The organism is Microbacterium sp. NPDC077184, assembly GCF_040687055.1.
Classification (GTDB): Bacteria; Actinomycetota; Actinomycetes; order Actinomycetales; family Microbacteriaceae; genus Microbacterium.
The window spans coordinates 831,796-855,226 of the sequence record NZ_JBFBMM010000001.1 but is presented as its reverse complement, the minus strand read 5'-3'; the positions used below and the strand labels follow the sequence as shown (position 1 = coordinate 855,226).

General features: G+C 71.2%; 20 protein-coding genes and 1 tRNA gene. 6 read left to right on the top strand and 15 right to left on the bottom strand.

Features of this window, described 5'->3' with window-relative positions; translation table 11 throughout:
• Positions 1 to 17: 17 nt before the first annotated feature.
• From AB0O93_RS04085 to AB0O93_RS04060, 6 genes are all read right to left on the bottom strand, one after another.
• The gene (locus tag AB0O93_RS04085) at positions 18 to 1,583 is read right to left on the bottom strand and encodes an FAD-dependent oxidoreductase (RefSeq protein ID WP_363340754.1); all 1,566 of its coding nucleotides are present in this window, start codon (positions 1,581 to 1,583) and stop codon (positions 18 to 20) included.
• A 19-nt stretch (positions 1,584 to 1,602) separates the two neighbouring features.
• Positions 1,603 to 2,484, bottom strand: coding sequence for an FAD:protein FMN transferase (locus tag AB0O93_RS04080; RefSeq protein WP_363340752.1), 882 nt, complete (start codon positions 2,482 to 2,484; stop codon positions 1,603 to 1,605).
• 7 nt (positions 2,485 to 2,491) lie between these two features.
• Complete coding sequence (locus AB0O93_RS04075; protein WP_363340750.1) at positions 2,492 to 2,947, bottom strand: hypothetical protein; 456 nt, start codon at positions 2,945 to 2,947, stop codon at positions 2,492 to 2,494.
• Between the two features lie 110 nt (positions 2,948 to 3,057).
• A complete protein-coding gene (locus AB0O93_RS04070) occupies positions 3,058 to 4,092 on the bottom strand; it encodes a ribose-phosphate diphosphokinase (RefSeq protein WP_363340748.1) in 1,035 nt (344 codons plus the stop codon).
• Positions 4,067 to 5,542: a bifunctional UDP-N-acetylglucosamine diphosphorylase/glucosamine-1-phosphate N-acetyltransferase GlmU gene (glmU, locus tag AB0O93_RS04065; protein WP_363340746.1), complete on the bottom strand. Its 1,476-nt coding sequence runs from the start codon at positions 5,540 to 5,542 to the stop codon at positions 4,067 to 4,069. Before glmU ends, AB0O93_RS04070 begins: the two co-directional genes overlap by 26 nt.
• A gap of 1 nt (position 5,543) precedes the next feature.
• Positions 5,544 to 5,615 (bottom strand) — tRNA-Gln (locus AB0O93_RS04060).
• 59 nt (positions 5,616 to 5,674) lie between these two features.
• Here AB0O93_RS04060 and AB0O93_RS04055 point away from each other — a divergent pair.
• Entirely contained in the window at positions 5,675 to 6,172 is a 498-nt protein-coding gene (locus AB0O93_RS04055) for a MarR family transcriptional regulator (protein ID WP_363340744.1), read from the top strand.
• Between the two features lie 24 nt (positions 6,173 to 6,196).
• Here the strand turns inward: AB0O93_RS04055 and AB0O93_RS04050 are convergent, their stop codons facing one another.
• Entirely contained in the window at positions 6,197 to 7,990 is a 1,794-nt protein-coding gene (locus tag AB0O93_RS04050) for an ABC-F family ATP-binding cassette domain-containing protein (protein ID WP_363340742.1), read from the bottom strand.
• A 117-nt stretch (positions 7,991 to 8,107) separates the two neighbouring features.
• Here AB0O93_RS04050 and AB0O93_RS04045 point away from each other — a divergent pair, with 117 nt between their 5' ends.
• Positions 8,108 to 9,805: an FAD-dependent oxidoreductase gene (locus AB0O93_RS04045; RefSeq protein WP_363340740.1), complete on the top strand. Its 1,698-nt coding sequence runs from the start codon at positions 8,108 to 8,110 to the stop codon at positions 9,803 to 9,805.
• Entirely contained in the window at positions 9,802 to 10,092 is a 291-nt protein-coding gene (locus AB0O93_RS04040) for a metal-sensitive transcriptional regulator (RefSeq protein WP_363340738.1), read from the top strand. The genes AB0O93_RS04045 and AB0O93_RS04040 overlap by 4 nt, the downstream gene beginning before the upstream one ends.
• A gap of 14 nt (positions 10,093 to 10,106) precedes the next feature.
• On the opposite strand, the gene AB0O93_RS04035 is transcribed toward AB0O93_RS04040, so the two are convergent.
• The 3 genes from AB0O93_RS04035 to AB0O93_RS04025 are packed head-to-tail and all read right to left on the bottom strand — an operon-like array spanning position 10,107 to position 13,460.
• Entirely contained in the window at positions 10,107 to 11,432 is a 1,326-nt protein-coding gene (locus tag AB0O93_RS04035; RefSeq protein WP_363340736.1) for a GNAT family N-acetyltransferase, read from the bottom strand.
• Between the two features lie 37 nt (positions 11,433 to 11,469).
• Positions 11,470 to 12,396, bottom strand: coding sequence for a 4-(cytidine 5'-diphospho)-2-C-methyl-D-erythritol kinase (locus AB0O93_RS04030; RefSeq protein WP_363340734.1), 927 nt, complete (start codon positions 12,394 to 12,396; stop codon positions 11,470 to 11,472).
• On the bottom strand, positions 12,393 to 13,460 hold the full coding sequence (locus AB0O93_RS04025) for an aldo/keto reductase (protein WP_363340732.1): 1,068 nt from the start codon (positions 13,458 to 13,460) through the stop codon (positions 12,393 to 12,395). Before AB0O93_RS04025 ends, AB0O93_RS04030 begins: the two co-directional genes overlap by 4 nt.
• Before the next feature lie 123 nt (positions 13,461 to 13,583).
• On the opposite strand from AB0O93_RS04025, the gene AB0O93_RS04020 reads away from it, so the two are divergent.
• Positions 13,584 to 15,170, top strand: coding sequence for a stealth conserved region 3 domain-containing protein (locus tag AB0O93_RS04020; RefSeq protein WP_363340730.1), 1,587 nt, complete (start codon positions 13,584 to 13,586; stop codon positions 15,168 to 15,170).
• On the opposite strand, the gene AB0O93_RS04015 is transcribed toward AB0O93_RS04020, so the two are convergent.
• Together AB0O93_RS04015 and rsmA are read right to left on the bottom strand one after the other, a co-directional pair.
• Entirely contained in the window at positions 15,118 to 16,038 is a 921-nt protein-coding gene (locus AB0O93_RS04015) for a phosphodiesterase (RefSeq protein ID WP_363340728.1), read from the bottom strand. The genes AB0O93_RS04020 and AB0O93_RS04015 overlap by 53 nt on opposite strands.
• Before the next feature lie 91 nt (positions 16,039 to 16,129).
• On the bottom strand, positions 16,130 to 16,981 hold the full coding sequence (gene rsmA, locus AB0O93_RS04010; RefSeq protein ID WP_363340726.1) for a 16S rRNA (adenine(1518)-N(6)/adenine(1519)-N(6))-dimethyltransferase RsmA: 852 nt from the start codon (positions 16,979 to 16,981) through the stop codon (positions 16,130 to 16,132).
• Positions 16,982 to 17,045: 64 nt separating this feature from the next.
• Between rsmA and AB0O93_RS04005 the strand changes: the two genes are divergently transcribed.
• Positions 17,046 to 18,494: a sugar porter family MFS transporter gene (locus tag AB0O93_RS04005; RefSeq protein ID WP_363340724.1), complete on the top strand. Its 1,449-nt coding sequence runs from the start codon at positions 17,046 to 17,048 to the stop codon at positions 18,492 to 18,494.
• On the opposite strand, the gene AB0O93_RS04000 is transcribed toward AB0O93_RS04005, so the two are convergent.
• From AB0O93_RS04000 to rsmI, 3 genes are read right to left on the bottom strand one after another with little or no spacing between them, the layout of a single operon-like run.
• Positions 18,476 to 19,366, bottom strand: a complete 891-nt coding sequence (locus AB0O93_RS04000; RefSeq protein ID WP_363340722.1) for a TatD family hydrolase — start codon at positions 19,364 to 19,366, stop codon at positions 18,476 to 18,478. The two genes, AB0O93_RS04005 and AB0O93_RS04000, sit on opposite strands and share 19 nt — an antisense overlap.
• A 2-nt stretch (positions 19,367 to 19,368) precedes the next feature.
• The gene (gene metG / locus AB0O93_RS03995) at positions 19,369 to 20,946 is read right to left on the bottom strand and encodes a methionine--tRNA ligase (RefSeq protein WP_363340720.1); all 1,578 of its coding nucleotides are present in this window, start codon (positions 20,944 to 20,946) and stop codon (positions 19,369 to 19,371) included.
• A 9-nt stretch (positions 20,947 to 20,955) separates the two neighbouring features.
• Positions 20,956 to 21,807, bottom strand: coding sequence for a 16S rRNA (cytidine(1402)-2'-O)-methyltransferase (gene rsmI, locus AB0O93_RS03990; RefSeq protein WP_363340718.1), 852 nt, complete (start codon positions 21,805 to 21,807; stop codon positions 20,956 to 20,958).
• A gap of 22 nt (positions 21,808 to 21,829) precedes the next feature.
• Here rsmI and AB0O93_RS03985 point away from each other — a divergent pair, with 22 nt between their 5' ends.
• Complete coding sequence (locus AB0O93_RS03985) at positions 21,830 to 23,410, top strand: phospholipid carrier-dependent glycosyltransferase (RefSeq protein WP_363340716.1); 1,581 nt, start codon at positions 21,830 to 21,832, stop codon at positions 23,408 to 23,410.
• Positions 23,411 to 23,431: the final 21 nt, after the last annotated feature.

Sequence of the window (23,431 nt, the reverse complement as noted above, 5' to 3'; positions counted from 1 at the left end):
GTGGAACGCACGGGTGATCAGTATCCGCTGAACGCGTCGGTGGTGAGCGACCGGGCGCGCTCCAGCGCCGGCGTGAGGTCGGCGATGAGCCCCGCCGGCCCCGAGACGTACGCGTGCCGTCCCGCGATGTCGGGCACGACCGAGAGGAGTCCGTCGGCGTCCAGACGCACGCCGCGGGCCCAGGTCCAGTGGGCGGGCAGATCGGCCGGGCGATCGCGCGTGAACACGACGACGGGGATGCCGGCGGCCTCGATCTCGTCCCGGTAGGCGAGTTCGGCGGCATCCGATGCGACGTACACGAGGACGAGGTCGCGCTCCTCCCCCGCCAGCCGAAGGTGGCGCAGCTGCGAGACGAACGGGGTGACGCCGATCCCCGCCGCGACGAGAAGGAGAGGCGCCGCCGGCCGACGGGGCAGGACGAAATCACCCCAGACTCCGGTGATCGCCAGAACGGAGCCGGGCTCGACCTCCGCGAGTGCCTTCTTGAACGAGCTCATGGGCGCGCCCGTCTGCGGCTCCCTGTAGGCCACGCGCAGCACGGGCAGATCCTCCGGGGCGGAGGCGATGCTGAACTCGCGACGCGTGCCGCGGGCGTCGGGGCGCCGATGCGGCACGTCGAGCTCCAGATACTGGCCGGGCACGAACGACACCCGGTCGGTGGCGCGGAATGTGAGTTCCCGCACCGTCGGCGTCCGCGGCACCCGGGCCTGGAGCGTCAGACGCACGGCGGTGCGGAAGGCCAGGACGAAGGCGAGCGCGTTGCCGATGAGGAGGGCCCGCTCCTGCCCGAGACTGATCGCTCCGACGTCGATCGGCCACCCGGCGAGCAGCCCCACGACGCCGGCGACCAGGAACTGCTGCCCGCGCCGCGGCGGTGTCGTGAGGGGTTCGGAGAGCATGAACGCGCCCAGGAACAGGAACGGCGAAGACCATAGGATCGGCCAGAAGACGTCGGCGACCTCGACGGCCTGGCCCACCGCCTGGTAGGCCGCCGACGTACGAACCAGGGCCACGGAGACCGCGACCACGAGGAAGACCGCGACGACGCGGACCTTCTCCGTCCGCCACAGGACCGCCAACCCGAGAACGATCACCGGGGCTGCGAGGGCCGGGGTTCCCACCCACCACGACGATGCGCCGAGCTCCGGCCACGCGACGGCGAGGAGCGTGATCGCCGTCGCCCCGACGGCGGCGGGATTGAAGACGTGCCGCCCCCGCCAGGCCAGGACGTACTTCGACGCCGAGGCGATCGCCGCGGCGATCGCGAGGCCCCCGAGCGCCGCAGGATCCAGGGTCGGTCGGAGCACGAAGAGGAGGATCAACGCGGTGATCAGCGACGACTCCACGCGCCACGCTCGACCGAGGAGCCGCTGGGCGGCGGCGTCGACCGCGGCGCAGACGACGGAGAGCACCAGCGCCGCCACCACGATCTCCACTGCGGTCGGCGAGACGAGTCCCCACAGCGACAGCGCGAGCGAGACGAGCGCGAGTGTCGCAAGGCCGAAGAAGACCGTCCGGTACATCGATATGCGTCCGAGGACGGCGAAGACCCGATTCCCGGCGGAGGTCAGTGCGGTGAGCATGGTGCGGAACTCCCTCGTGTCATGTGTCCACGCTCCTGCGGCGTGTGAAGAGCTCGGCCGGGCATCCGGGCGAGAACTCCGCCCGCCCGTCGGTGAACATGCGGACCCAGGCGACACCCCAGTGCGCCGCCAGCTCCGCGCCCCCGTCGAAGAACAGGGCGGTGCTGGCCGCGTCCGCGCGCATTGCGCTGTCGGAGACCGCCCACGTCGCCGCGACGCTGTCGACCGGCTCGCCGGTGCGGGCGTCCAGGACGTGGTGGAGCCCTTCGCCCCAGGCGCGCCGGTTGGTCGCGGAGGCGCACAGCGCGGCATCCGTGACCTCCCAGACCCCGATGACGCGCGTGGCGTCGTACGGATGCTCGAGGCCGATGCGCTCCGTCGACGACCACACGCGGATGTCGCCGCCCGCGTCGACGGTGGCCGATGCTCCCGTCTCCGCGGTGATGATCTCCCCCACGATGTCGACCAGGCGTCCCTTGCCCAGCGCGCCGACGTCGAGCAGCGCTCCGGGGGCCACGACGAGCTCCTCCTCCGCAAGGGCGACGGCGGCCGTCCACGCGGGCGTGGCCGGGACTGCTGCGCCCGCGGGGGTGAGCCGGTAGGCGGGGTCGTATCCGAGCGCCGACAGCGACGCCGAGACGAGGGGGTTCACCGCCCCCGCCGTCGCGTCGGAGAGCTCCTCGTACAGCGCGAGCATGGGTGCGGCATCCGCCGGGGCCGGGGTCGACCCGCCCGCGGCGGCCAGGGCGGACACCAGGGAATCCGATCGGAAGCGCGACCATGTCCGGTCGAAGGCGTCCACCATCTCCCCGACGCGCGCGCGGAGAGCGGCGGGGAGGGGTTGCGGGGTCTCGATCTGCCATCGGGTGCCGATGGCGTCGAACCGCCAGACCTCGCTCACACGCGGCTCAGCCCGCAGCCTCGGACTTGATGGTCTCGAGTGCCTGGTTGAAGCCCCCGCTGGTCAGGGACGAGCCCGCGACACGCGAGACCTGCACGTCGTCGATGTTCTGACCGACCACCTCGTCGGCGATGCCGCCGATGAACTGGTCCTGGTAGCGCTGGGACTCCGCCTTCTGCGGGTCGCCGGTGACCTCGACGGCCGTGATGACATCGCCCGCGAGGGTCACGGTCACGTCGATCGACTCGACCGATTCCGGCGTCGCGTACGAACCCTCCGCCGTGTAGGTGCCGTCGGCATAAGGGCCGGAGGCCGATCCCGCTCCACCCTCCACCGAGGTCCCGCCGTCGGTGCCGGCGTCCGTGGTCGCGGGCGCGCATCCCGACAGGAGAGCGGCACCCGCGACGGCGACGAGGGCGGTCGAGACGCGTACGGGACGGGGGGCGAGGGCGGTGCGGATCATCGTGCGGTCCTTCCACGGCGGGGCCTCCGTCGGACGACGGAGGCGCAGGCTTCCATCCTCACATCGGACGCTATGGGCGGGCTCGGAGCGCCCGGTCTCGCGGCGTCGTCTCAGGCGGCGCCGTCGAACATGCTCGTGACGGATCCGTCCTCGAACACCTCGTGGATCGCCCGGGCCAGGAGCGGGGCGATCGGGAGGATGGTCAGGCTCGGGAAGCGCTTGGCGTCGGGGATCGGGACGGTGTCGGTCACGACGACCTCGTCGATCGCGGGGCTCTGCAGACGCTCGGCGGCCGGATCGCTGAAGATCGCGTGGGTCGCCGCGACGATCACGCGCGTCGCGCCGTTGGCCTTGAGCGCCTCCGCGGCCTTCACGATCGTGCCGCCGGTGTCGATCATGTCGTCCACGAGGAGGCAGACACGTCCGGAGACATCGCCGACGATCTCGTTGACGGTCACCTGGTTCGCGACGTTCGGGTCGCGCCGCTTGTGGATGATGGCCAGCGGCGCGCCGAGGCTGTCCGACCAGGTGTCGGCCACGCGCACACGTCCCGTGTCGGGCGAGACCACCGTCAGCTGCGCGCGATCCTCGGCGCTGAGCGTGCGCTGGAAGTACTCGAGCAGAACGGGCTTGGCGAACAGGTGGTCGACCGGTCCGTCGAAGAAGCCCTGGATCTGTGCCGCGTGGAGGTCGACGCTCATGACGCGGTCGGCACCGGCGGTCTTGAGCAGGTCCGCGACGAGGCGGGCACTGATCGGCTCGCGCCCGCGCCCCTTCTTGTCCTGACGCGAGTAGGGGTAGTAGGGAGCGACGACGGTGATCCGCTTCGCGGACGCGCGCTTGGCGGCATCCAGCATGATCAGCGTCTCCATCAGCCACTCGTTCACGGGCGGACCGAAGCTCTGGATGAGGAAGAGATCGCATCCGCGGATCGAGACCTGGAAGCGCGTGAGCATCTCACCCGACGCGAACGTGCGGTACTCGGTGGGCACGAGCTCGGTGCCGAGGGACCGGGCCACGTCCGCGGCCAGTTCGGGGTGCGAGGAGCCTCGCGCGACGACCAGACGCTTCTTCGTCTTCGCGATCAGCCCCGGGGCGATCTCGTTGTCCCGATCGAGCTCAACCGTTCTGTTCTTGCGACCCATCGTCCGCTTTCTGTGCGGACCGAGCCGTGGCCGCGGCCTGCGCGGCACCGGTACCCGGTCGGTTCTTCTCGACCCAGCCGTCGATGTTTCGCTGGGGGGCGACGCTCAGGGCGAGAGCCCCCGGGGGGACATCCTTGCGGATGACGGCTCCCGCTCCGGTCTTGGCGCCGTCTCCGATCCTAACGGGCGCGACGAAGACGTTGTGCGAGCCCGAGTGGACCTCGTCCCCGATCTCCGTGCGGTGCTTGGTGACATCGTCGTAGTTGGCCGTGATCGCGCCCGCGCCGAGGTTGACCCCGCGCCCGATGGTGGTGTCGCCGATGTAGGACAGGTGCGGCACCTTGCTGCGCGCGCCGATGGTGGAGTTCTTCGTCTCGACGAACGTACCGATCTTCCCGCCCTCTCCGAGTTCGGTGCCGGGACGCAGGTAGGCGAACGGGCCGACGGTGGCGTTCGCACCGATGACGGCGAGGGTCGCATCGGTGCGGGTGACGGTCGCGTTCGCGCCGACCTCGCAGTCCACGAGGGACGTGTCGGGGCCGATCGTCGCCCCCTCGTCGACGACGGTCGCGCGAAGGATGTGCGAGCCGGGCAGCACCGTCACATCGGGGGCGAGGGTGGCCGTGACGTCGATCCACGTGGTCGCGGGATCGAGGATGCTGACGCCCTCACGCTGCCAGTGACGCACCGTGCGGGCGTTGAGCAGGCGCGCGGCGTCGCTCAGCTGGACGCGGTCGTTCACGCCCAGCGCGCTGTCGGCGTCGGGTGCGGCCACCGCGGCCACCGCGTCCCCCGCGGTGCGCAGGAGCGCCACCACGTCGGTGAGGTACTTCTCGCCCTGGGCGTTGGCGGTGCCCACCCGCGCGAGCTCGTTACGCAGACGCGCGGCGGCGAAGACGTAGACACCGGCGTTGATCTCGGTGACGGCGGCCTCCTCGGCGGAGGCGTCCTTCTGCTCGACGATCCGCGAGACCGAGCCGTCCGCGGCGCGCAGCACGCGACCGTAGCCGGTGGCGTCGTCCAGGACCGCCGTCAGCAGGGTGGCCGACGCGGCGCCCGCCCGGTGGGCGTCGAGGATCGACCGCAGCGTCTGCTCCTGCAGGAGCGGCACGTCGCCGGAGAGGACGAGGACGTCGCCGTCGAAATCCTCGAGGGCGCCGAGGGCGAGCTCGACGGCGCGCCCGGTGCCGGGCACCTCGTCCTGGTCGACGATCCGGACGCCCGGCAGGTCGTCCGCCACGGACTGCGCGACGAGGTCGCGCTCGTGGCGGACCACGGTCACCACGGCGTCGGGTTCGAGGGCCGCCGCCGTCGCGAGGACGTGCCCGACGAGGGTCCGTCCGCCGATCCGGTGGAGGACCTTCGGCAGCGCGGACTTCATCCGAGTGCCCTGGCCGGCGGCGAGGACGATGACGGCCAGGGGTGCGTCCGAGGAGGGGTGTTGGGTCATGCTCCGCCGCCAGGATTCGAACCTGGTCCTCACAGCTCCAAAGGCTGTCGTGCTGCCGTTACACTACGGCGGACCGCGGCCCTGCGGGTCGCCCGTCAAGTCTGCCAGACCCGGCGCGCCCATAATGGAGGGATGGCTGGCCAGACCGACGAGGTGGACCGGATCGTCGGTGCCTGGAGCGCGCAGCGACCGGATCTGGACTTCTCCCCGCTGGAAGTCCTCTCGCGTGTCGACCGCCTCTCCCGGCACCTCGATCGCGCCCGCCGGGAGGCCTTCCGCCGCAGCGAGCTGGAGCCGTGGGAATGGGACGTGCTGTCCGCCCTCCGCCGCGCCGGTGAGCCTTTTCAGCTCAGCCCGAAGCAGCTCCTCCAGCAGACGCTGGTGTCGTCGGGGACGATGACCAACCGGATCGACCGGCTCGTGGGACGGCGCCTGGTGCGGCGTGAAGCGGACCCGGATGACGGACGCAGCGTCCTGGTCACCCTGACCGACGAGGGACGGACACGGGTCGATGCCGCGATCACCCGCCTGGTCGACGCGGAGGCGCTGCTCCTGGCCGCGCTCTCGCGCGCCGATCGGGACCGCCTGGCGGGTCTCCTGCGCAAGCTGAGCCTCGGCTTCGACGGCTGACCGCCCCGGGCGCCCGCCCGCGTGTCAGCCGATCTGCTCGGACAGCGCGAACCAGCGCTCCTCGACCTCGTCGCGCTCGCTCTCCCACGCGCCGATGCGCTCCATCTCGCGAGCGAGCCCGACGTAGTCGGCCTGGTCGTGCTCGGCGAGAGCCGCCTTCGCCGCGGCGATCTGCTTCTCCAGCTTCTCCAGCCGACGCTCGAGGGCGGCACTCTCCTTCTGCGCGGCGCGCAGGTCGGCACCGGACAGACCCCATGCACCGCCGGTCGGCGCGTCCCTGTTCCCGGCCTGCGGTTCCTCGCGCTGTCGCTGGCGCAGACGGAGGTACTCGTCGACACCGCCCGGGAGATGCCGCACCCGACCCCCGAGGATCGCGTACTGCTGATCGGTGACGCGCTCGAGGAAGTACCGGTCGTGGGAGACCACCAGAAGCGTGCCCGGCCAGGAGTCGAGCAGATCCTCCATCGCGGCGAGCATGTCGGTGTCGAGATCGTTCGTCGGCTCATCGAGGATCAGCACGTTCGGCTGCTCGAGCAGGATCAGCAGCAGCTGGAGGCGCCGCTTCTGACCTCCGGAGAGATCCTTGACCGGTGTCGACAGCTGCGCACTGGAGAACCCCATGCGTTCCAGCAGCTGTCCGGGGGTCAGTTCCTGCTCCTTCGAACCGCTCCCGAAGCTGTAGGTGGTGCGGAGCCCGGCGATCACGACCCGCACGGGGTCGTCCAGATGCTGCTCGAGCTCGTCGAGCCGCTGCGTGAGCGTGGCCACCCGCACGGTCTTCCCGCGTTTGACCCGACCCGTCGTCGGCTCCACCTCTCCGGAGACAAGCCCCAGGAGCGTGGACTTCCCCGCGCCGTTCACGCCGAGGATGCCGGTGCGCTCCCCCGGAGCGATCCGCCATTCGAACGGATGCAGCACTTCGCGACCGTCGTAGGAGACGCCCGTGTCGAGGAGGTCCACGACATCCTTGCCGAGCCGGGAGACGGCGAGCGCCCGCAGCTGGGTCGCGTCGCGGATCTCCGGCTCGTCGGCGATGAGGGCGTTGGCCGCATCGATGCGGAACTTCGGCTTCGACGTCCGCGCGGGCGCGCCGCGGCGCAGCCACGCGAGCTCTTTGCGGGCGAGATTCTGGCGGCGCGCCTCGATCGCCGCCGCCTGCCGGTCGCGCTCCACGCGCTGCAGGATGTAGGCGGCGTAGCCGCCGTCGAAGGGTTCGACGATGCGGTCGTGGACCTCCCACGTGCGCGTGCAGACCTCGTCGAGGAACCACCGGTCGTGGGTCACGACGAGCATCGCACCGGACCCGGCGGCCCAACGGCGCCGGAGGTGGTCGGCGAGCCAGGCGATGGCCTCGACGTCGAGGTGGTTGGTGGGCTCGTCGAGGAAGATCACGTCGTGATCGCCGACGAGGAGCGCCGCCAGCGCCACGCGGCGCCGCTGCCCACCCGAGAGGTCGACGACGGGTGCGTCCCAGTCGAGGTCGCCGAGCAGCCCCGCGATCACCTCGCGCGTGCGGGCATCACCCGCCCATTCGTGCTCGGGCGTGTCGCCGACGACGGCACGGGCGATGGTGTGGGTGTCATCGAGGGTGTCACCCTGGTCGAGGACCCCGACGCGGACGCCACCGCGGACCGTGACCCGGCCGGCATCCGGCGCGAGACGTCCCGCGAGCATCGCGAGCAGCGAGCTCTTGCCGTCGCCGTTGCGACCGACGATGCCGATGCGGTCCCCCTCGTCGACGCCGAGGGAGACGGCGTCGAAGACGACCTTGGTCGGGAATTCCAGGTGCAGGGCCTCGGCCCCCAGCAGATGTGCCATGACCTCCCCAGCGTAGGCGAGTCCTCCGCGCCCGTTCGTCGCGTTGCGACGTTGATACCCCAGGGGGTATAGTTTGGACACGCCGGGGCGACGGATCCCGGCACGAGGAGGACACCTGTGCGCATCGTGATCGTGGGCGGCGTCGCCGCCGGCATGAGCGCCGCCGCGCGAGCCCGGCGGCATGACGAGTCAGCCGAGATCATCGTCATCGAGCGCGGCCCGGAGGTATCGTTCGCGAACTGCGGCCTCCCGTACCACGTCAGCGGCGAGATCGCCGATGCCGAGGCGCTCCTCCTCCACACCCCGGCCTCCCTCCGAGCCGCTCTGAACCTCGATGTCCGCTGCGGCCACGAGGTGTCGGCGATCGATCCCGATGACAGGACCGTGACGGTCGTCTCGGCGGCCGGGGTCGACACCCTCGCCTACGACGCGCTCGTCCTCACCCCCGGCGCGAGCGCCCTGCGGCCCCCGTTGCCGGGGCTCGACTCGGACCGCGTGAGCACCCTCCGCACAGTGGCGGATGCCGTGGGCCTCCGCGCACGCGTGGACGACGGAGCGCGACGGGCAGTGGTCCTCGGCGCCGGCTACATCGGCCTGGAAGCCGCCGAGGCCTTCCACCACGCAGGACTCGAGGTCGACGTGGTCGAGATGGCCGCGCACGTCCTCCCCCCGCTGGAGCGCGAGCTCGCCCACCTCCTCGACGCCGAACTCCGCCGTCTCGGCATCCGCGTGCACGCGGGCGTCGCCGCCGAGCGGATCGAACCCGGCGGCACGGAGGACGTCGTCGTCCTCGCCGACGGGTCACGGGTGCCCGCCGACGTCATCGTCCTGTCGGTCGGGGTCCGCCCCGACACCGCCTTCGCGGTGGACGCGGGGCTGGCCCACGACCGGGGCGCCATCGTCGTGGACGACCGCGGTCGCACCAGCATCCCGGGAATCTGGGCCGCGGGGGATGCGACCGTGAGCGTCGATGCGGTGACCGGCGCGCGGCGTCCGATCGCCCTCGCCGGTCCCGCGAACCGCGCGGGGCGACTCATCGCCGACGACATCTTCGGCCACGGCGCGGGGCGTCCGATCCCCACGGGCCTCGGCACCGCCGTGGTCCGGGTCGGCTCCCTCACGGCGGCGATGACCGGAGCGAACCGGGCCGCGCTCGACGGCGCCGGCATCGCCCACCACACCCTGCACCTGCACCCGAACCAGCACGCGGGCTACTTTCCCGGCGCCTCCCCCGTGCATCTCATCGTCCATGTGGCCGCGGACGACACCCGCATCCTCGGGGCGCAGGCGGTCGGCGCGGAGGGCGTCGACAAACGCATCGACGTCTTCGCCACCGCGATCCGGGCGGGGCTCACGGCGATGGACCTCATCGACCTCGACCTCGCGTACTCGCCTCCCTACGGCCAGGCGAAGGATCCGGTGAACCTCACCGGCATGGTGGCCGAGAACGTCGCCGAGGGGCGACTGCGCCTGTGGTACGCCGCCGACCTGGACGCCGTGGCCGCGTCGAGCCTGATCCTCGACGTCCGCACCCCGGCCGAATTCGCGTCCGGGCACATTCCCGGCGCCCTCAACATCGCGCACACGGAGCTGCGCGCGCGGATCGACGAGGTGCGGGCCGCGGCCGCCGGGCGGCCCGTACGCGTCCTGTGCGCCGCCGGAGTCCGCGCGAACATCGCCCACCGCATCCTGGTGGGGAACGGGCTGGACTCCGCGTCGCTCTCGGGCGGTATCCAGACCCTCCGGCACTGGTACGGTGCCGAGATCGACCGCATCCTCACCCCCGACACCACCATCGAAGGAGCACGCGCATGATGATCACCGGCACCCCCGAGGAGCAGGCCGCGACGCGCAGACGCATCGTCAACCGTCTCAAGCGCGCCCAGGGCCAGCTCGCCGGTGTGATCACCGCCGTCGAGAACGGCGGCGCGTGCCGCGACGTCGTCACCCAGCTCGCAGCCGTGGGCAGCGCCCTGGACCGGGCGGGCTTCGCCATCGTCTCGGCGGCCATGCGCGACTGCGTCGCCGACCCCGACGCAGCCCGAGAGGCCGAAGGCCTCACCCAGGAGGAGCTCGAGAAGCTCTTCCTCGCCCTCGCCTGATCCGCGTCCGTCGATCAGTACCAGATCGACAGACGCGGAGCCGTCGGCCAGGAGAAGATCCGGCCGGCGGCTTCGGCATCCGTCGAGCGGATCCGGCCGGCGTACGCGAGCGTGGTCGCCGACACCCCGCCGAGGAACAGCGCGGAAAGCTCCTCGACGCCGAGCGCGAGGTCCACGGCGCCGGTCGGCACTTCGGCCGGCATCAGCGGCGTGACGACGGCAGCACCGTCGTCACCCACCTGCAGGAGCCATCGACCTTCGGCGTGCCCCAACGGGTCGGAGACCTCCAGCACGACCGACCCGGGCGCACCGTAGCGACGGGACGAGAGACAGGCCGCGACGTCGAGGATGCGGACGTACTGGTGGTCTCGGACGGACACCGTCGCCGCGCGCTGATCGGCGATCATCCAACGCAACGGCTCCTCCACCGAGAGCTGCTCGGCGGTGACCTCGGCGATGAGGTCCAGCGAGAGCACGAAGCGCCACAGCGCCGCATACGCGTCGGGGGTCTCCGCGAGGAGGTAATGCACGTGGGCTCGCGACGCGGCGAAGTCCGCCTCGTTCTCCTGCACCGTGTAGACCAGCGCGCCGCGCACCTCGCCGTCGTCGTCGGTGTACTGCACCGCCCGTCGCTGCTCCGCCTTCTCGAGGTCGGGGCGCGTCCCCGCGATCGCATCCCAGTGACCGCCCGGCACGTCCACCTCGCCGGGAACCGTGTGACGGCTGCGCTCGTGCACCGTCGCGAGAATCTCACGGACACGCTCACAGGAGATGAAGTCGACCCGACCGGAGAGCGTCGGTCCGATCCAGCCCGCGCGACGCGCGTCGATCCGCCAGGAGGCACCGAAGGCGGCCGAGGCGAAGCCGTAGCGACCGTAGAGCGGCGATTCGCTGACCGTCAGCATCGCTGCGGGGAACCCGGTCGATCGTGCGACGTCGAGCTCGCCCTCCAGCAGAGCGCGCGCGATGCCGCGACGCCGGTGCGTGGGAGACACCGTCACCGAGGAGATGGCGCACGCCGCGATCGCGGCGTCCCCCGGCACGGAGAGCTCGCCGCGCCACGACGCGAGCGTCGCCACCGGCGCGTGCGGGTCCGGCGCGGACGGGTCGTAGACCCCGGTCGCCCGACGGTAGGCGGAGCGTTCCCGCACCGCCTCGATCTGCGCGGGCGTGCGGACACCGTCGAGGAAGCCGCGCGCGACGACCTGCAGCCAGGCCGCGAAGCCGTCGTCCGTGCCGGGCACACGACGCAGCTCGAGGCCGCGGGGGGCGAGGCGGGACGCGGAGGCTTCCGAGACGTCGGCGGCATGCAGGTCACGGGAGAGGGAGTCGTCGATCACCCCTCGATGCTACGCACCGGCTCCGACGTCCCCGGGGTCAGGCCGAGAGGACGCGGGCTCCGGCGACCGGGCCGTGCACGTGAAGGGCGGTCAGGCCCGCGGCGGACAGGACGATCTGAAGCTCGAGCGCCGCCTCCGATCCCGCCGCGAGGAAGGCCAGGGTCGGCCCCGAGCCGGACACCATGCCCGCGAGCGCCCCCGCCTCCGTGCCGAGGTCGAGCACCCGCGCGAGATCGGGTCGCAGCGACAGCGCCGCCTGCTGCAGGTCGTTGCGCACGTGAGCGGCGAGGACACGGGGGTCCCCGGCCCGCAGGGCCTGGAGCACCTCGGGAGCGACTGCCGGCTCGGCGGCCTCGGCAGCATCGCCACGGGCGCGCATCTCGTCGAGATGGCCGTAGACCGCGGGGGTCGACAGGCCGCCCTCGGCGGGAACGACCACCCAGTCCAGGCGGCCTGTGGCGAGCGCCGGACTCAGCTCGTCTCCGCGCCCCGTCCCCACGGCCGTGCCCCCCATGAGCGCGAAGGGCACGTCGGCACCGAGCCGGGCGGCGAGGGCGTGCAACGCCGTAGGTGGAAGGCCCGCGCCCCACAGCGCGTCGCAGGCGACGAGCGCGGCCGCGGCATCCGCCGATCCGCCTCCCATCCCCCCGGCGACCGGAACGTCCTTGACGGCATCGAGGTGCACGCCGCCGTCGTATCCGATCTCCGTCGCGAGGATGCGCGCGGCACGCAGGGCGAGATTGCGGTCGTCGGCGGGGACGCCGGAGACATCGACCGAGCCGCGGACGGTCATCGAGAAGCCCGATGCGTGCGTGGCCCGGATCTCCTCGTACAGCGACACCGCCTGGTACACCGAGGCCACGTCGTGGTAGCCGTCGGGCTGAACCGCCCCGACCTGGAAGAAGACGTTGAGCTTACCGGGGGCGCGCACGCGCACCGCCGTCGAGCGCGCCGTGTCGGTCATCGGGTGGCCGAATCCGACCAGAGGTCGACGTCGATGCCGTCGGAGAGGGCGTCGATGCGCTCGATCTCCTCGACGGAGAAAGCGGGGCCGTCCAGCGCCGCGAGGTTCTCGTCGATCTGCGCGGGCCTCGAGGCTCCGATCAGCGCGGAGGCGACCACGGGATCGCGTAGGACCCACTGGATCGCCATCTGCGCGAGAGTCTGGCCGCGCTCGCGCGCGATCAGGTCCAGACTCTGCAACTGGCCGCGCTGGTCGTCGGTGAGGGTCATGCCCTGGAGCGACCCGCGATCCTGCGCACGGTCGACCGGCCCGTCGCCGAGGTACTTGTCGGTGAGGAGCCCCTGGGCCAGCGGTGTGAACGCGATCGCCCCCATGCCCTCCTGACGCAGGACGCCGGTCAGGGAGTCCTCGACCCACCGGTTCAAGATCGAGTACGCCGGCTGGTGGATGATCAGCGGAGTGCCGAGCGAGCGGGCGACCGCGACGGCTTCGACGGTGCGTTCGGCACTGTAGGAGGAGATCCCGACGTAGAGGGCCTTGCCCTGGCGCACGAGGGTGTCCAGCGCCCCGATCGTCTCCTCGATGGGCACGGTGTCATCGACGCGGTGCGAGTAGAAGACGTCGACGTAGTCGACGCACATGCGGCGGAGGGACTGCTCGGCGCTCGCGAGGATGTACTTCCGCGACCCCCCGTCACCGTAGGGGCCCTCCCACATCTCGTAACCCGCCTTCGACGACAGGATGAGCTCGTCCCGGTAGGGCGCGAAGTCCTCGCGCATCATCCGACCGAAGTTGGTCTCGGCACTGCCGAAAGGCGGTCCGTAGTTGTTGGCGAGATCGAAGTGGATGATCCCCCGGTCGAACGCGTGCCGCAGGAGCGTGCGCTGATCGTCGAACGGGATGTTGTCGCCGAAGTTCCACCACAGGCCCAGCGAGATCGGCGGGAGGACGAGCCCCGACCCGCCCACCCGGCGATACGCGAGGCGGTCGTAGCGGTCCTCCGCCGCGGTCCACGGGCGGTGCAGGTCTCCTCCGCGCGAACGCGGTCGCGGTGATTCGGTCACCGCCCCAGGCTATCCACTCCGTCGCGAAGCGGCACGGGGTGCGGCGAAACCTGCGCGTAACGACGGCCACGTATCGTTGCTCAGTCGGACACGCACACCCGCGACATCCGAGAAGGAGGATTCGTGACCACACTGTCGGCTCTCCCCGCGCGCACCCACACCTGGACGACGCTGCTGGCGCGCCCGGACGTCGTCGTCGACGCCGGGATCCTGCATCTCGTCCACGACGACCTGGCCCCGCACGATGCGCGCATCGCCGACCTGTCGTTCGTCTCCGATGTGCTGCAGGCCGCCGGGATCGACGCACTCCTCATCCGGCACTCCCGGTTCCTCCCGGCCCTCGTGGTCGACGTCGACGACGCCGAGAGGGCCTTCACGGCGCTCGCGGACGCCTGCGGACGCGAACCCCTCTACGTCAAGACGAAGGGCGCGCCGCCGACGCTCGTCGCCGACGGCGCCCCGTTCGCGCAGACGCCGACCACGGTCCGCCTCTACCGCCCGCGGATCACCCCGTCCGGAAGCCTCCGGTACGGCGCGTCCCTTGCTGCGCACGTGGAGTTCTGGCGCTTCGGCGACGAGACGATCGACGCCCCGCGGGACAACACCCTCACCCGTCGCACCACCGCGGCGGCGGACGTCTCCTTCGTCGAGATCGAGCGCTACGGCCGCACCTGGCGGACGATCGCCGGGATGTTCGACCCCCAGCCGCAGGAGGTCACCGAGGACGTGGACATCGTCTTCTCGTGGGTCGACGGCTCCGCCACGGAGTTCCAGCGGCAGCGCGCCGCGCAGATGGCGGAGTACGTCGTCGGCGAGGGCGACGACGGTCCGGCCCGCTACCGGCACGTCGACGAGCTGCGGTACGCCCTCCGCAGCGTCCACATGTACGCCCCGTGGGTGCGGCGCATCTTCATCGCCACCGACTCCCCCGTGCCGGCGTGGTTGGACGATCACCCGAGAGTCACGGTGGTGCGGAGCGAAGAGTTCTTCGCCGACCCGGGGGTGCTCCCCACGCACAACTCGCACGCGGTCGAGGCCCAGCTGCACCGCATCCCCGGGCTCGCGGAGCACTTCCTCTACTCCAACGACGACATGTTCTTCGGTCGCCTCGTCGAGCCGGAGATGTTCTTCACCCCCGGCGGCGTGACGAAGTTCGTCGAGTGCGACGTCCGGATCGGGGCGGGGCCGACCGCGGTGCACCGCAGCGGACACGACAACGGTCTGCGGGTCAACCGCGCGCTGCTCGCCGAGCGCTTCGGACGGACGATCGTGCGCGACCTCGAGCACTGCGCCACGCCGCTGCGCCGCAGCGTGATGTCCGAGCTCGAGGCCGCGTTCCCCGAGGACTTCGCCCGGACGGCGGCCTCCCGTTTCCGTTCGGCGACCGACATCTCCGTCACCAACAGCCTGTACCACTACTACGCGATGATGACGGGCCGGGCCGTCTCCACGCGCGCGCCGCGCGTCCGCTACGTGCAGACGACCCTCGCGCGGGGGCTGCGCCAGATGGATCGACTCGCGGACGGGGCGGACGTCGACATGTTCTGCCTCAACGACGGGGGCAATGCCGAGGTCCCCGAGGAGGTCCGGGTGCAGACCCTGCGCGCGGCGCTGGAGCGGATGTTCCCCGTCCGAGCTCCGTGGGAGCGGCAGGAGCTCAGCGCAGCAGCGTCGTCCGTCCGCGCGGCGCATCCCGTCGCGCAGCACTGACCGGACCGACGCCCGCCTCCCGGAGGCGGCGCTGCGCCTCACCCGGGTCGATGAACTCCAGCGTCCGCGGAGCATCGACGGGGACGACCGAATGGACCACGGTGTCGTCGTAGACGTGCACCAGATTGAACGCCTGCGCCCCGTCTTGCGGCCGCGTGCCCCCCGTGGGGACCGTCAGGTCCTGCGCGTAGCACGTGGATGAGGCGACGGACACCGGGATGCCGGCGACCGTGGCGAAGGTGGAGTAGTGGAGGTGCCCGGCGATGATCGCGCGCACGTCCGTTCCCCGCACCACACGGGCGAACGCGCGCTGATCGCGCAGCTCGACACTCGAGGCGAGCGGCAGGACGCTCGGGACGGGCGGGTGGTGCATGGCGATGATCGTCCCGAGCGGCGCGGGCGTGGACAGCACGTGGGCGAGCCAGGAGAGCTGCGCCTCGGCGACCTCGCCGTGATGGTGACCGGGGACGGTCGAATCCAGCGTGATCACGCGGAGTCCGTCGAGCTCGTCGACCCGGTCGTAGACGCCGGTGTCCGAGGCGTCGCCGTCGACGAGCTCCGCGCGGAACGCCCCGCGGTCGTCGTGGTTCCCCATCACCCAGAGCACGCGTGCGGACAGCGAGTCCGCGAGCGGTTCGACCATCCGGCGCAGCTGCGCGTAGGCCGCGGGCTCGCCGAGGTCGGCGAGGTCGCCGGTGAAGACCACCGCGTCGGGGCGGACTCCGGAGGAGGCGATGACGCGGAACGCCCGCTCCAAGCGGTCGGCGGCGTCGACCGTGTCGAACAGACGGACGCCCTCGGCGCGCAGGTGGGTGTCGCTGATGTGCAGGAGAACGCGTTCGGGCGCCGGATGCTCTGCGGTGCGCATGGCCCGAATGTTACCGGCATGTTTCGTCGCCCCGGCGACTGGACAGGCCGGAAGAGGTGAACGTCCGGCGAACGTTCGGCTGCGGGCCGGCTCAGGCGGGCCCGACGATCTCGGCGATGCGGACGAAGTCCTGCACCGAGAGCTCCTCGCCGCGCGCGGTCGCAGCCACTCCCGCAGCTTCGAGCAGAGCGGATGCCGCGGCCGCGGACCCGCCCAGCACACCGGACAGCGCCTGGCGGAGCATCTTCCGTCGCTGTTGGAAGGCGGCGTCCACCAGCGCGAACGTCCGTCGCCGCAGTTCCTCCGATCCCCGCGGCTGCGCGTCGCGCCGAAAAGCCACGAGGACGCTGTCGACGTTCGGGACGGGCCAGAAGACCTGTCGCGAGACCGTCCCGGCCAGGCGCCACGCGCCGTACCAGGCGGCCTTGACGCTCGGGGCGCCGTAGATCTTCGACCCCGCGGGCGCCGCCAGGCGCTCCCCGACCTCCGCCTGCACCATGACCACCCCGCGCTCGAGGTAGGGGAAGGACTCCAGGAAATGCAGGAGGACCGGGACCGAGACGTTGTACGGGAGGTTCGCCACGAGCACCGTGGGGTCGCCCGGGAGCTCGCGGACGCGCAGGGCGTCGGCGTCCACGACCGTCAGCGCGTCGGGAGCGACGCCGTGGGCGGCGGCCGTCTGCGGGAGCCGTGCGGCGAGGCGGTGGTCGATCTCGACCGCGGTCACCGACGCGCCGGTCTCCAGGATCGCGAGCGTGAGCGACCCGAGCCCCGGCCCGACCTCGACCACCCGCTCGCCCGCGCGCACGCCGGCGACCTGGACGATCTTGCGGACGGTGTTGGCGTCGACCACGAAATTCTGCCCCAGCTTCTTGGTGGGGGTGACCTCGAGTTCGGCCGCGAGCGCGCGGATCTCACCGGCGCCGAGAAGCTGGACGGGCATGGTCTCCACCCTAGTTGCGCGCCGAAGCTCCCCCCTCGCCCGGGGAAGGACTACGGTTCCGGATATGACTTCTCCCCTGCCCACGTCGGCGTTCTCGATGAAGAGTCCCTTCGGTCGTCGCGCGGTGGCCCTGTCCATCGCCGCCGCGGTGGGCGGGTTCCTGTTCGGTTTCGACTCCTCCGTCATCAACGGCGCGGTGAACTCGATCGAGTCCCAGTTCGGCCTCACCTCGATCACCACCGGATTCGTGGTGGCCGTGGCGCTCCTCGGCTGCGCCTTCGGCGCGGTCCTCGCCGGCGTCCTGAGCGACCGATGGGGGCGCCTGCGGGTCATGCTCATCGGTGCGGTGATGTTCTTCGTCAGCGCCCTCGGCTCGGGCCTCGCCTTCACCGCGATCGATCTGACCTTCTGGCGCCTCGTGGGCGGCATCGGCATCGGCATCGCCTCGGTGGTCGCCCCCGCGTACATCGCCGAGGTCGCTCCGCGTCAGATCCGCGGGACGCTCGGCTCGCTCCAACAACTCGCGATCACCCTCGGAATCTTCGCCGCGCTCCTGTCCAACGCCGTCCTCGCAGGCGTCGCCGGCGGTGCGTCCGACACGCTGTGGCTGGGTCTCGAGGCCTGGCGGTGGATGCTGCTGGTCGAGGCGGTCCCCGCACTCGTCTACGGTCTCCTCGCGCTGAGGATGCCGGAATCCCCGCGGTTCCTCATCGCCAAGGGCCGACCGGATGAGGCCCGCGCGATCTTCGCCAAGCTCGTCCCCGAGGTCGACCTCGATCAGACGATGCGGGAGCTGCAGCAGCGGATCGTCACCGATCAGAAGAACGCCGGGGTGTCGCTGCGCGGCCCGCGGTTCGGACTCCAGCCGATCGTGTGGGTCGGCATCATCCTGTCGGTGTTCCAGCAGTTCGTCGGCATCAACGTCATCTTCTACTACTCCACGACGCTGTGGCAGTCGGTCGGGTTCGACGAGTCGTCGTCCTTCGGCATCAGCGTGTTCACCTCGGTGATCAACGTCCTGGTCACGCTCGTGGCGATCTTCCTCGTCGACCGCGTGGGCCGCAAGCCCATCCTCCTCAGCGGCTCGCTCCTCATGGCGGTCTCCCTCGGCACGATGGCGCTGTGCTTCGGGTTCTCCACCACGGATGCCGAGGGCGCCGTGTCTCTCCCCGCACCGTGGGGACCGATCGCCCTCGTCGCCGCGAACCTCTTCGTGATCGGCTTCGGCGCGTCGTGGGGACCGCTCGTGTGGGTGCTCCTCGGCGAGATCTTCCCGAGCCGGATCCGCGGCAAGGCGCTCGGCGTCGCCGCCGGCGCGCAGTGGATCGCCAACTTCCTCATCACCGTCAGCTTCCCCGCGATGTCGTCGTGGTCGCTTCCGATCACCTACGGGATGTACGCGGCGTTCGCGGCGCTGTCCTTCTTCTACGTGCTCCTGCGCATCCCCGAGACCAAGGGGATGGAGCTCGAGCAGACCGAGACGCTGTTCGTCCGTCAGTCGAAGGCGCCGTAGACCGCGAGGGTGTTCGCGGCGATCTGTGTGCACAGCTCGTCCAGCTCGACGCCGAGCTCGGCCGCGAGGAAGCGCACCGTCACCGGGATCAGGTAGGGCGCGTTGGGTCGCCCGCGGTGCGGGGTCGGGGTCAGGAAGGGCGCGTCCGTCTCGACCAGGATCCGCTCGAGAGGGGTGACGGCGAGGGCGTCGCGGAGATTCTGCGCATTCTTGAACGTGACGTTCCCGGCGAAGGACAGGTAGTAGCCGCGGTCCGCGGCGATGCGTGCCATGTCGGCGTCGCCGGAGAAGCAGTGGAACACCGTGCGGTCGGGTGCGCCGACGCGCGCGAGAGTGGCCAGCACCTCATCGTGGGCGTCGCGGTCGTGGATCTGCATCGCGACATCGCGCGCCTTGGCGAGCGCGATGTGCGCCTCGAAGCTCTCGTACTGGGCCGGGAGACCCTCCGCCTCGGTGCGGAAGAAGTCCAGCCCCGTCTCTCCGATGGCGCGCACGCGGGGCTGTGCGGCCAGCTCGTCGATGACCGCGATCGCCTCGCCGAGGCGTCCCGCGGCCTGGTACGCCGGGGCCTCGTTGGGGTGGATCGCCACCGCCGCCAGGACCCGCGGGTGGGATGCCGCCGCCCACGCCGACCACCGGCTGGAGTCGATGTCGCCGCCGGCCTGCACGACGCCGATGACCCCGACCTCCTCGGCGCGGGCGAGCTGCGCTGCGAGATCGAGCGGCTCGTCCCCGTCGACGATCTCGAGGTGGGCGTGATTGTCGTACACCGGCACCGCCAGCGGCTCGGGCGCCGCGGGCCACCGGACGTCGCGGCGCCCCTCCTGCGTGCGCTCGCGTACGTAACCGCTGGGGTCGATCGGATCGCTCATCGTCAGGCGGACTGCTCCACCCGGGGGAACAGCGGCGCGAGACCGTTGACGCTCGTCCCGGGGCGGAGGACCCCCCACGCGCCCGCCTCGCGGATCGGCTGATCCTGCAGGCGCCCGATCGTCTCGGCGGCACCGAGCGCGATCCAGAGCTTCTCTGTCGACTCCGGCATGACCGGCGACAGCAGCACCGCCAGCGCGCGCAGGCCCTCGGCGGCCGTGTAGAGCACCGTCTCCAGGCGTGACCGGCGCTCGGGATCCTTGGCGAGCGCCCACGGCTCGTTCTCGGTGATGTAGAGGTTCAGCGCGTCCACGATCGTCCAGATCGCCGAGATAGCCTCGTCGACCCGGAATCGCTCGATCGCGGCATCCGCGGCGGCCGCCGCCTCGGCGACGATCCGCTGGATGCGCAGATCACCCTCCTCGGAGGAGGCCGCGGGCGGGATCACGCCCTCGAAGTAGCGCTCGATCATCGCCGTGGTGCGCGACGCGAGGTTGCCGAATCCGTTGGCGAGCTCCGCCTGGTACCGAGCCGACAGATCTTCCCACGAGAACGATCCGTCCTGTCCGAACGCGATCGCCGAGAGGAAGTAGAACCGGTAGGCGTCGGACCCGAAGACGTCGGTGATCTCGGTGGGCGCGATGCCGGTCAGCTTCGACTTGGACATCTTCTCGCCGCCGACCAGCAGCCAGCCGTGGGCGAAGACCCCGCGGGGAACCTCGACGCCGGCGGCCATCAGCATCGCCGGCCAGATGACGGCGTGGAAGCGCAGGATGTCCTTGCCCACCACGTGGTAGGCCGGCCAGCGGCGGTCGAACTCGTCCTGCTCGGCGCCGTATCCGACCGCGGTGGCGTAGTTCAGCAGCGCGTCGACCCACACGTAGATGACATGCGACTCGTCCCACGGGACGGTGATGCCCCAGTCGAAGGTGGATCGCGAGATCGACAGGTCCTTCAGACCGTTCTTGACGAAGGACACGACCTCGTTGCGGGCGGATTCGGGACGGATGAAGTCCGGCTGTGTGGCGTAGAGCTCCAGCAGGCGGTCGCCGAACTCGCTGAGCTTGAAGAAGTAGTTCTTCTCCTGGAGGAGCTCGAGCGGCTTGGAGTGGATCGCGCAGACCTTCAGCCCTTCGAAGGGTCCGGTGCCGTCCACGATCTCGGACTCGGTCTTGAACTCCTCGCAGCCCACGCAGTAGAGCGCCTCGAACTCGCCCGCGTAGATGTAGCCGCGGTCGTGGATCGCCTGGACGAACTTCTTCACGCGCTCCTCGTGACGCTCCTGCGTCGTGCGGATGAAGTCGTCGTTGGCGACGTCGAGGGTCTCCAGCAGCGGGAACCAGGACTCGGAGACGAGCTTGTCGACCCACTCCTGGGGCTGGACGCCGTTGGCCGAGGCGGCGCGCATCATCTTCTGCCCGTGCTCGTCGGTGCCGGTGAGCATCCAGGTGTCGTCACCGGCCTGACGGTGCCAGCGCGCCAGGGTGTCGACGGCGACCGTGGTGTACCCGTGCCCGATGTGCGGGACATCGCTCGGGTAGTAGATCGGCGTCGTGATGTAGAAGGATCGGCCGGTGCTCACCAGGGAATTCTAGTTCGGTCCCGCGGACGCCCCGTCGCCGTGACGATCCGGTGACCCCAGCGCCGCCTGATACAGATCACGGCGCGTGTGGCCGGTGTGCGCGGCCACGTCCACCGCCGCCTCCTTCAACCGGATGCCGGAGGCGACCTGCGCGCGCACCTGCGCGACCGCGTCGGCGAAGGAGATCTCGCGGGCGGGTGCTCCCTCGACCACGAGGACGACCTCCCCGCGGATGCCGACCCGCGCCTGCTCGGCGACCTCGGCCGCGGTCCCGCGCAGGACCTCCTCGTACATCTTCGTGAGTTCCCGAGCGAGCGCGACCCGGCGGTCGGGACCGAGCACCTCGGCGATGTCGGTCAGCGACGCCGCGACGCGCGACGGCGAGTCGAAGAACACCATCGTCCGCGCCTCGGCGGCCAGCTGGCGGAGCACGGTGCGGCGCTCCCCGGATTTCCGCGGCAGGAATCCCTCGAAGGCGAACCGGTCGGTCGGAAGCCCGGACAGCGCGAGGGCGGTGAGGACGGCGCTCGGCCCCGGCAGGGCGGTCACACCGACGCCCGCCGCGATCGCGGCGGCGACCACGCCGTACCCGGGGTCGCTCACGGTCGGCATCCCGGCGTCGCTCAACAGCAGCACGTCCGCGTCGCGCGCGAGCTCGACGATCTCGCCCGCGCGCTCCTTCTCGTTGTGGTCATGGAGCGCCACGAGACGCGGCCGGTGGGTCACGCCGAGGGCGGCCAGGAGGCGCTGCGTGGTGCGGGTGTCTTCGGCCGCGATGACCGGAACGGTGCCGAGGGCCTCCACGAGCCGCGCCGAGGCGTCCCCCAGATTGCCGATGGGGGTCGCCGCGAGGATGATCACCGCTCCAGCCTAGACTTGGCGGGTGACGCACGCCCGGCTCGAGATGCACGCGGGGGCGGCGCGACCGAGCGTCTATGACCGGTGGCGTATCCGCCTCGGAGAGCCGCGGATCCTCCGCATCGCGGAGTGGGTCGCCCCGCTGCTGATCACCGTCCTGGCCGGCATCCTCCGGATGTGGAATCTCGGCCATCCGCACGCCCTGGTGTTCGACGAGACGTACTACGTCAAGGACTCCTGGAGCCAGTGGAACCTCGGCTACTCGGCGACCTGGCCCGACGACGTAGACGATCGCTTCGTCGCCGGCGAGACGGGACTGTTCGGCTCGGACGGCAGCTTCGTGGTCCACCCTCCGCTCGGCAAGTGGATCATCGGCGCCGGGATGGCGCTGTTCGGCGCGGATTCCTCGGTGGGCTGGCGGATCGGCGTGGCCGTCGTGGGGACCCTCACCGTCCTCGCCCTCTACCTGCTCGCCCGCACGCTCACCGGGTCCGTCGTCTTCGCGTCCGTCGCGGGCCTCCTCATGGCGATCGACGGCATGGCGATCGTGATGAGCCGCGTGGCGCTCCTCGACGGGCTCCTCACCTTCTTCCTCGTCCTGGCCTTCTGGTTCGTCGCCCTCGACCGCGCGCAACAGGACCGTCGGGCCGCGGCCCGTCGGCTCCTCGACGCGGATGCCGACCCCCCGGGGTGGGGGCGACTCAGCGTCGACCGCCCGTGGGTGCTCGCGGCGGGCGCAGCGCTCGGCGCCGCGAGCGCGGTGAAGTGGTCGGGTCTGTACGTGCTCGCGGCGGTCGGGCTGTATCTCGTCGTGATCGACGCCCTCGCGCGGCGGCGCGCGGGCGTGACGTTCTGGCCGAGCGACGCGGTCTTCCGGCAGGGACCGGTGACCTTCCTCCTGCTCGTTCCGATCGCGGGCCTGGTGTACCTCATGTCGTGGAGCGGGTGGCTCCTCACGTCCGGGGGGTACGGCCGCACGACGGACGCGGTCCCGGCTCCCCCGGGGGATCTCGTCGGCGCCCTCGCGAACCTCTGGACCTACCACCAGGGGATCTACGGCTTCCACGTGGGGCTCTCCACCCCGCACAGCTATCAGAGTCCGGCGTGGGCGTGGCTGTTCCTGCTCCGGCCGACGGCGATGTACACCTTCAGCTCCACGGCGGGGGATGCCGGGTGCCCGGGCCCCGGCGACTGCATCGCCACGATCTCGAGCATGCCGAACCCGGTGATCTGGTTCGCCGGCGTCATCGCCGTGGGCTACCTGCTCGTGCGCCTGGTGCGCCGGCCGGCCGCGGGGCCGGCCCTGGCCCTCCTCGGCGTCGCGGCGACGTTCGTGCCGTGGCTGCTGTACCCGGAGCGGACCATCTTCCAGTTCTACGCCGTGGCGATGCTGCCGTTCATGATCCTCGCGCTGACCTACGCCCTCCGCGACGTCCTCGGACCCCCGGATGCCGGTGCCCACCGGCGCACGACGGGATTCGGTCTGGTCGCGGTCTTCCTCGTCGCGGCGATCGCGATGTCGGTGTTCTGGTACCCGATCCTCACCGCCGTCACGGTCCCCTACGACTTCTGGCGGCTCCACTACTGGTCGGTCGGCGCGATCTGACGCGCCGACCGACCGGGAGGT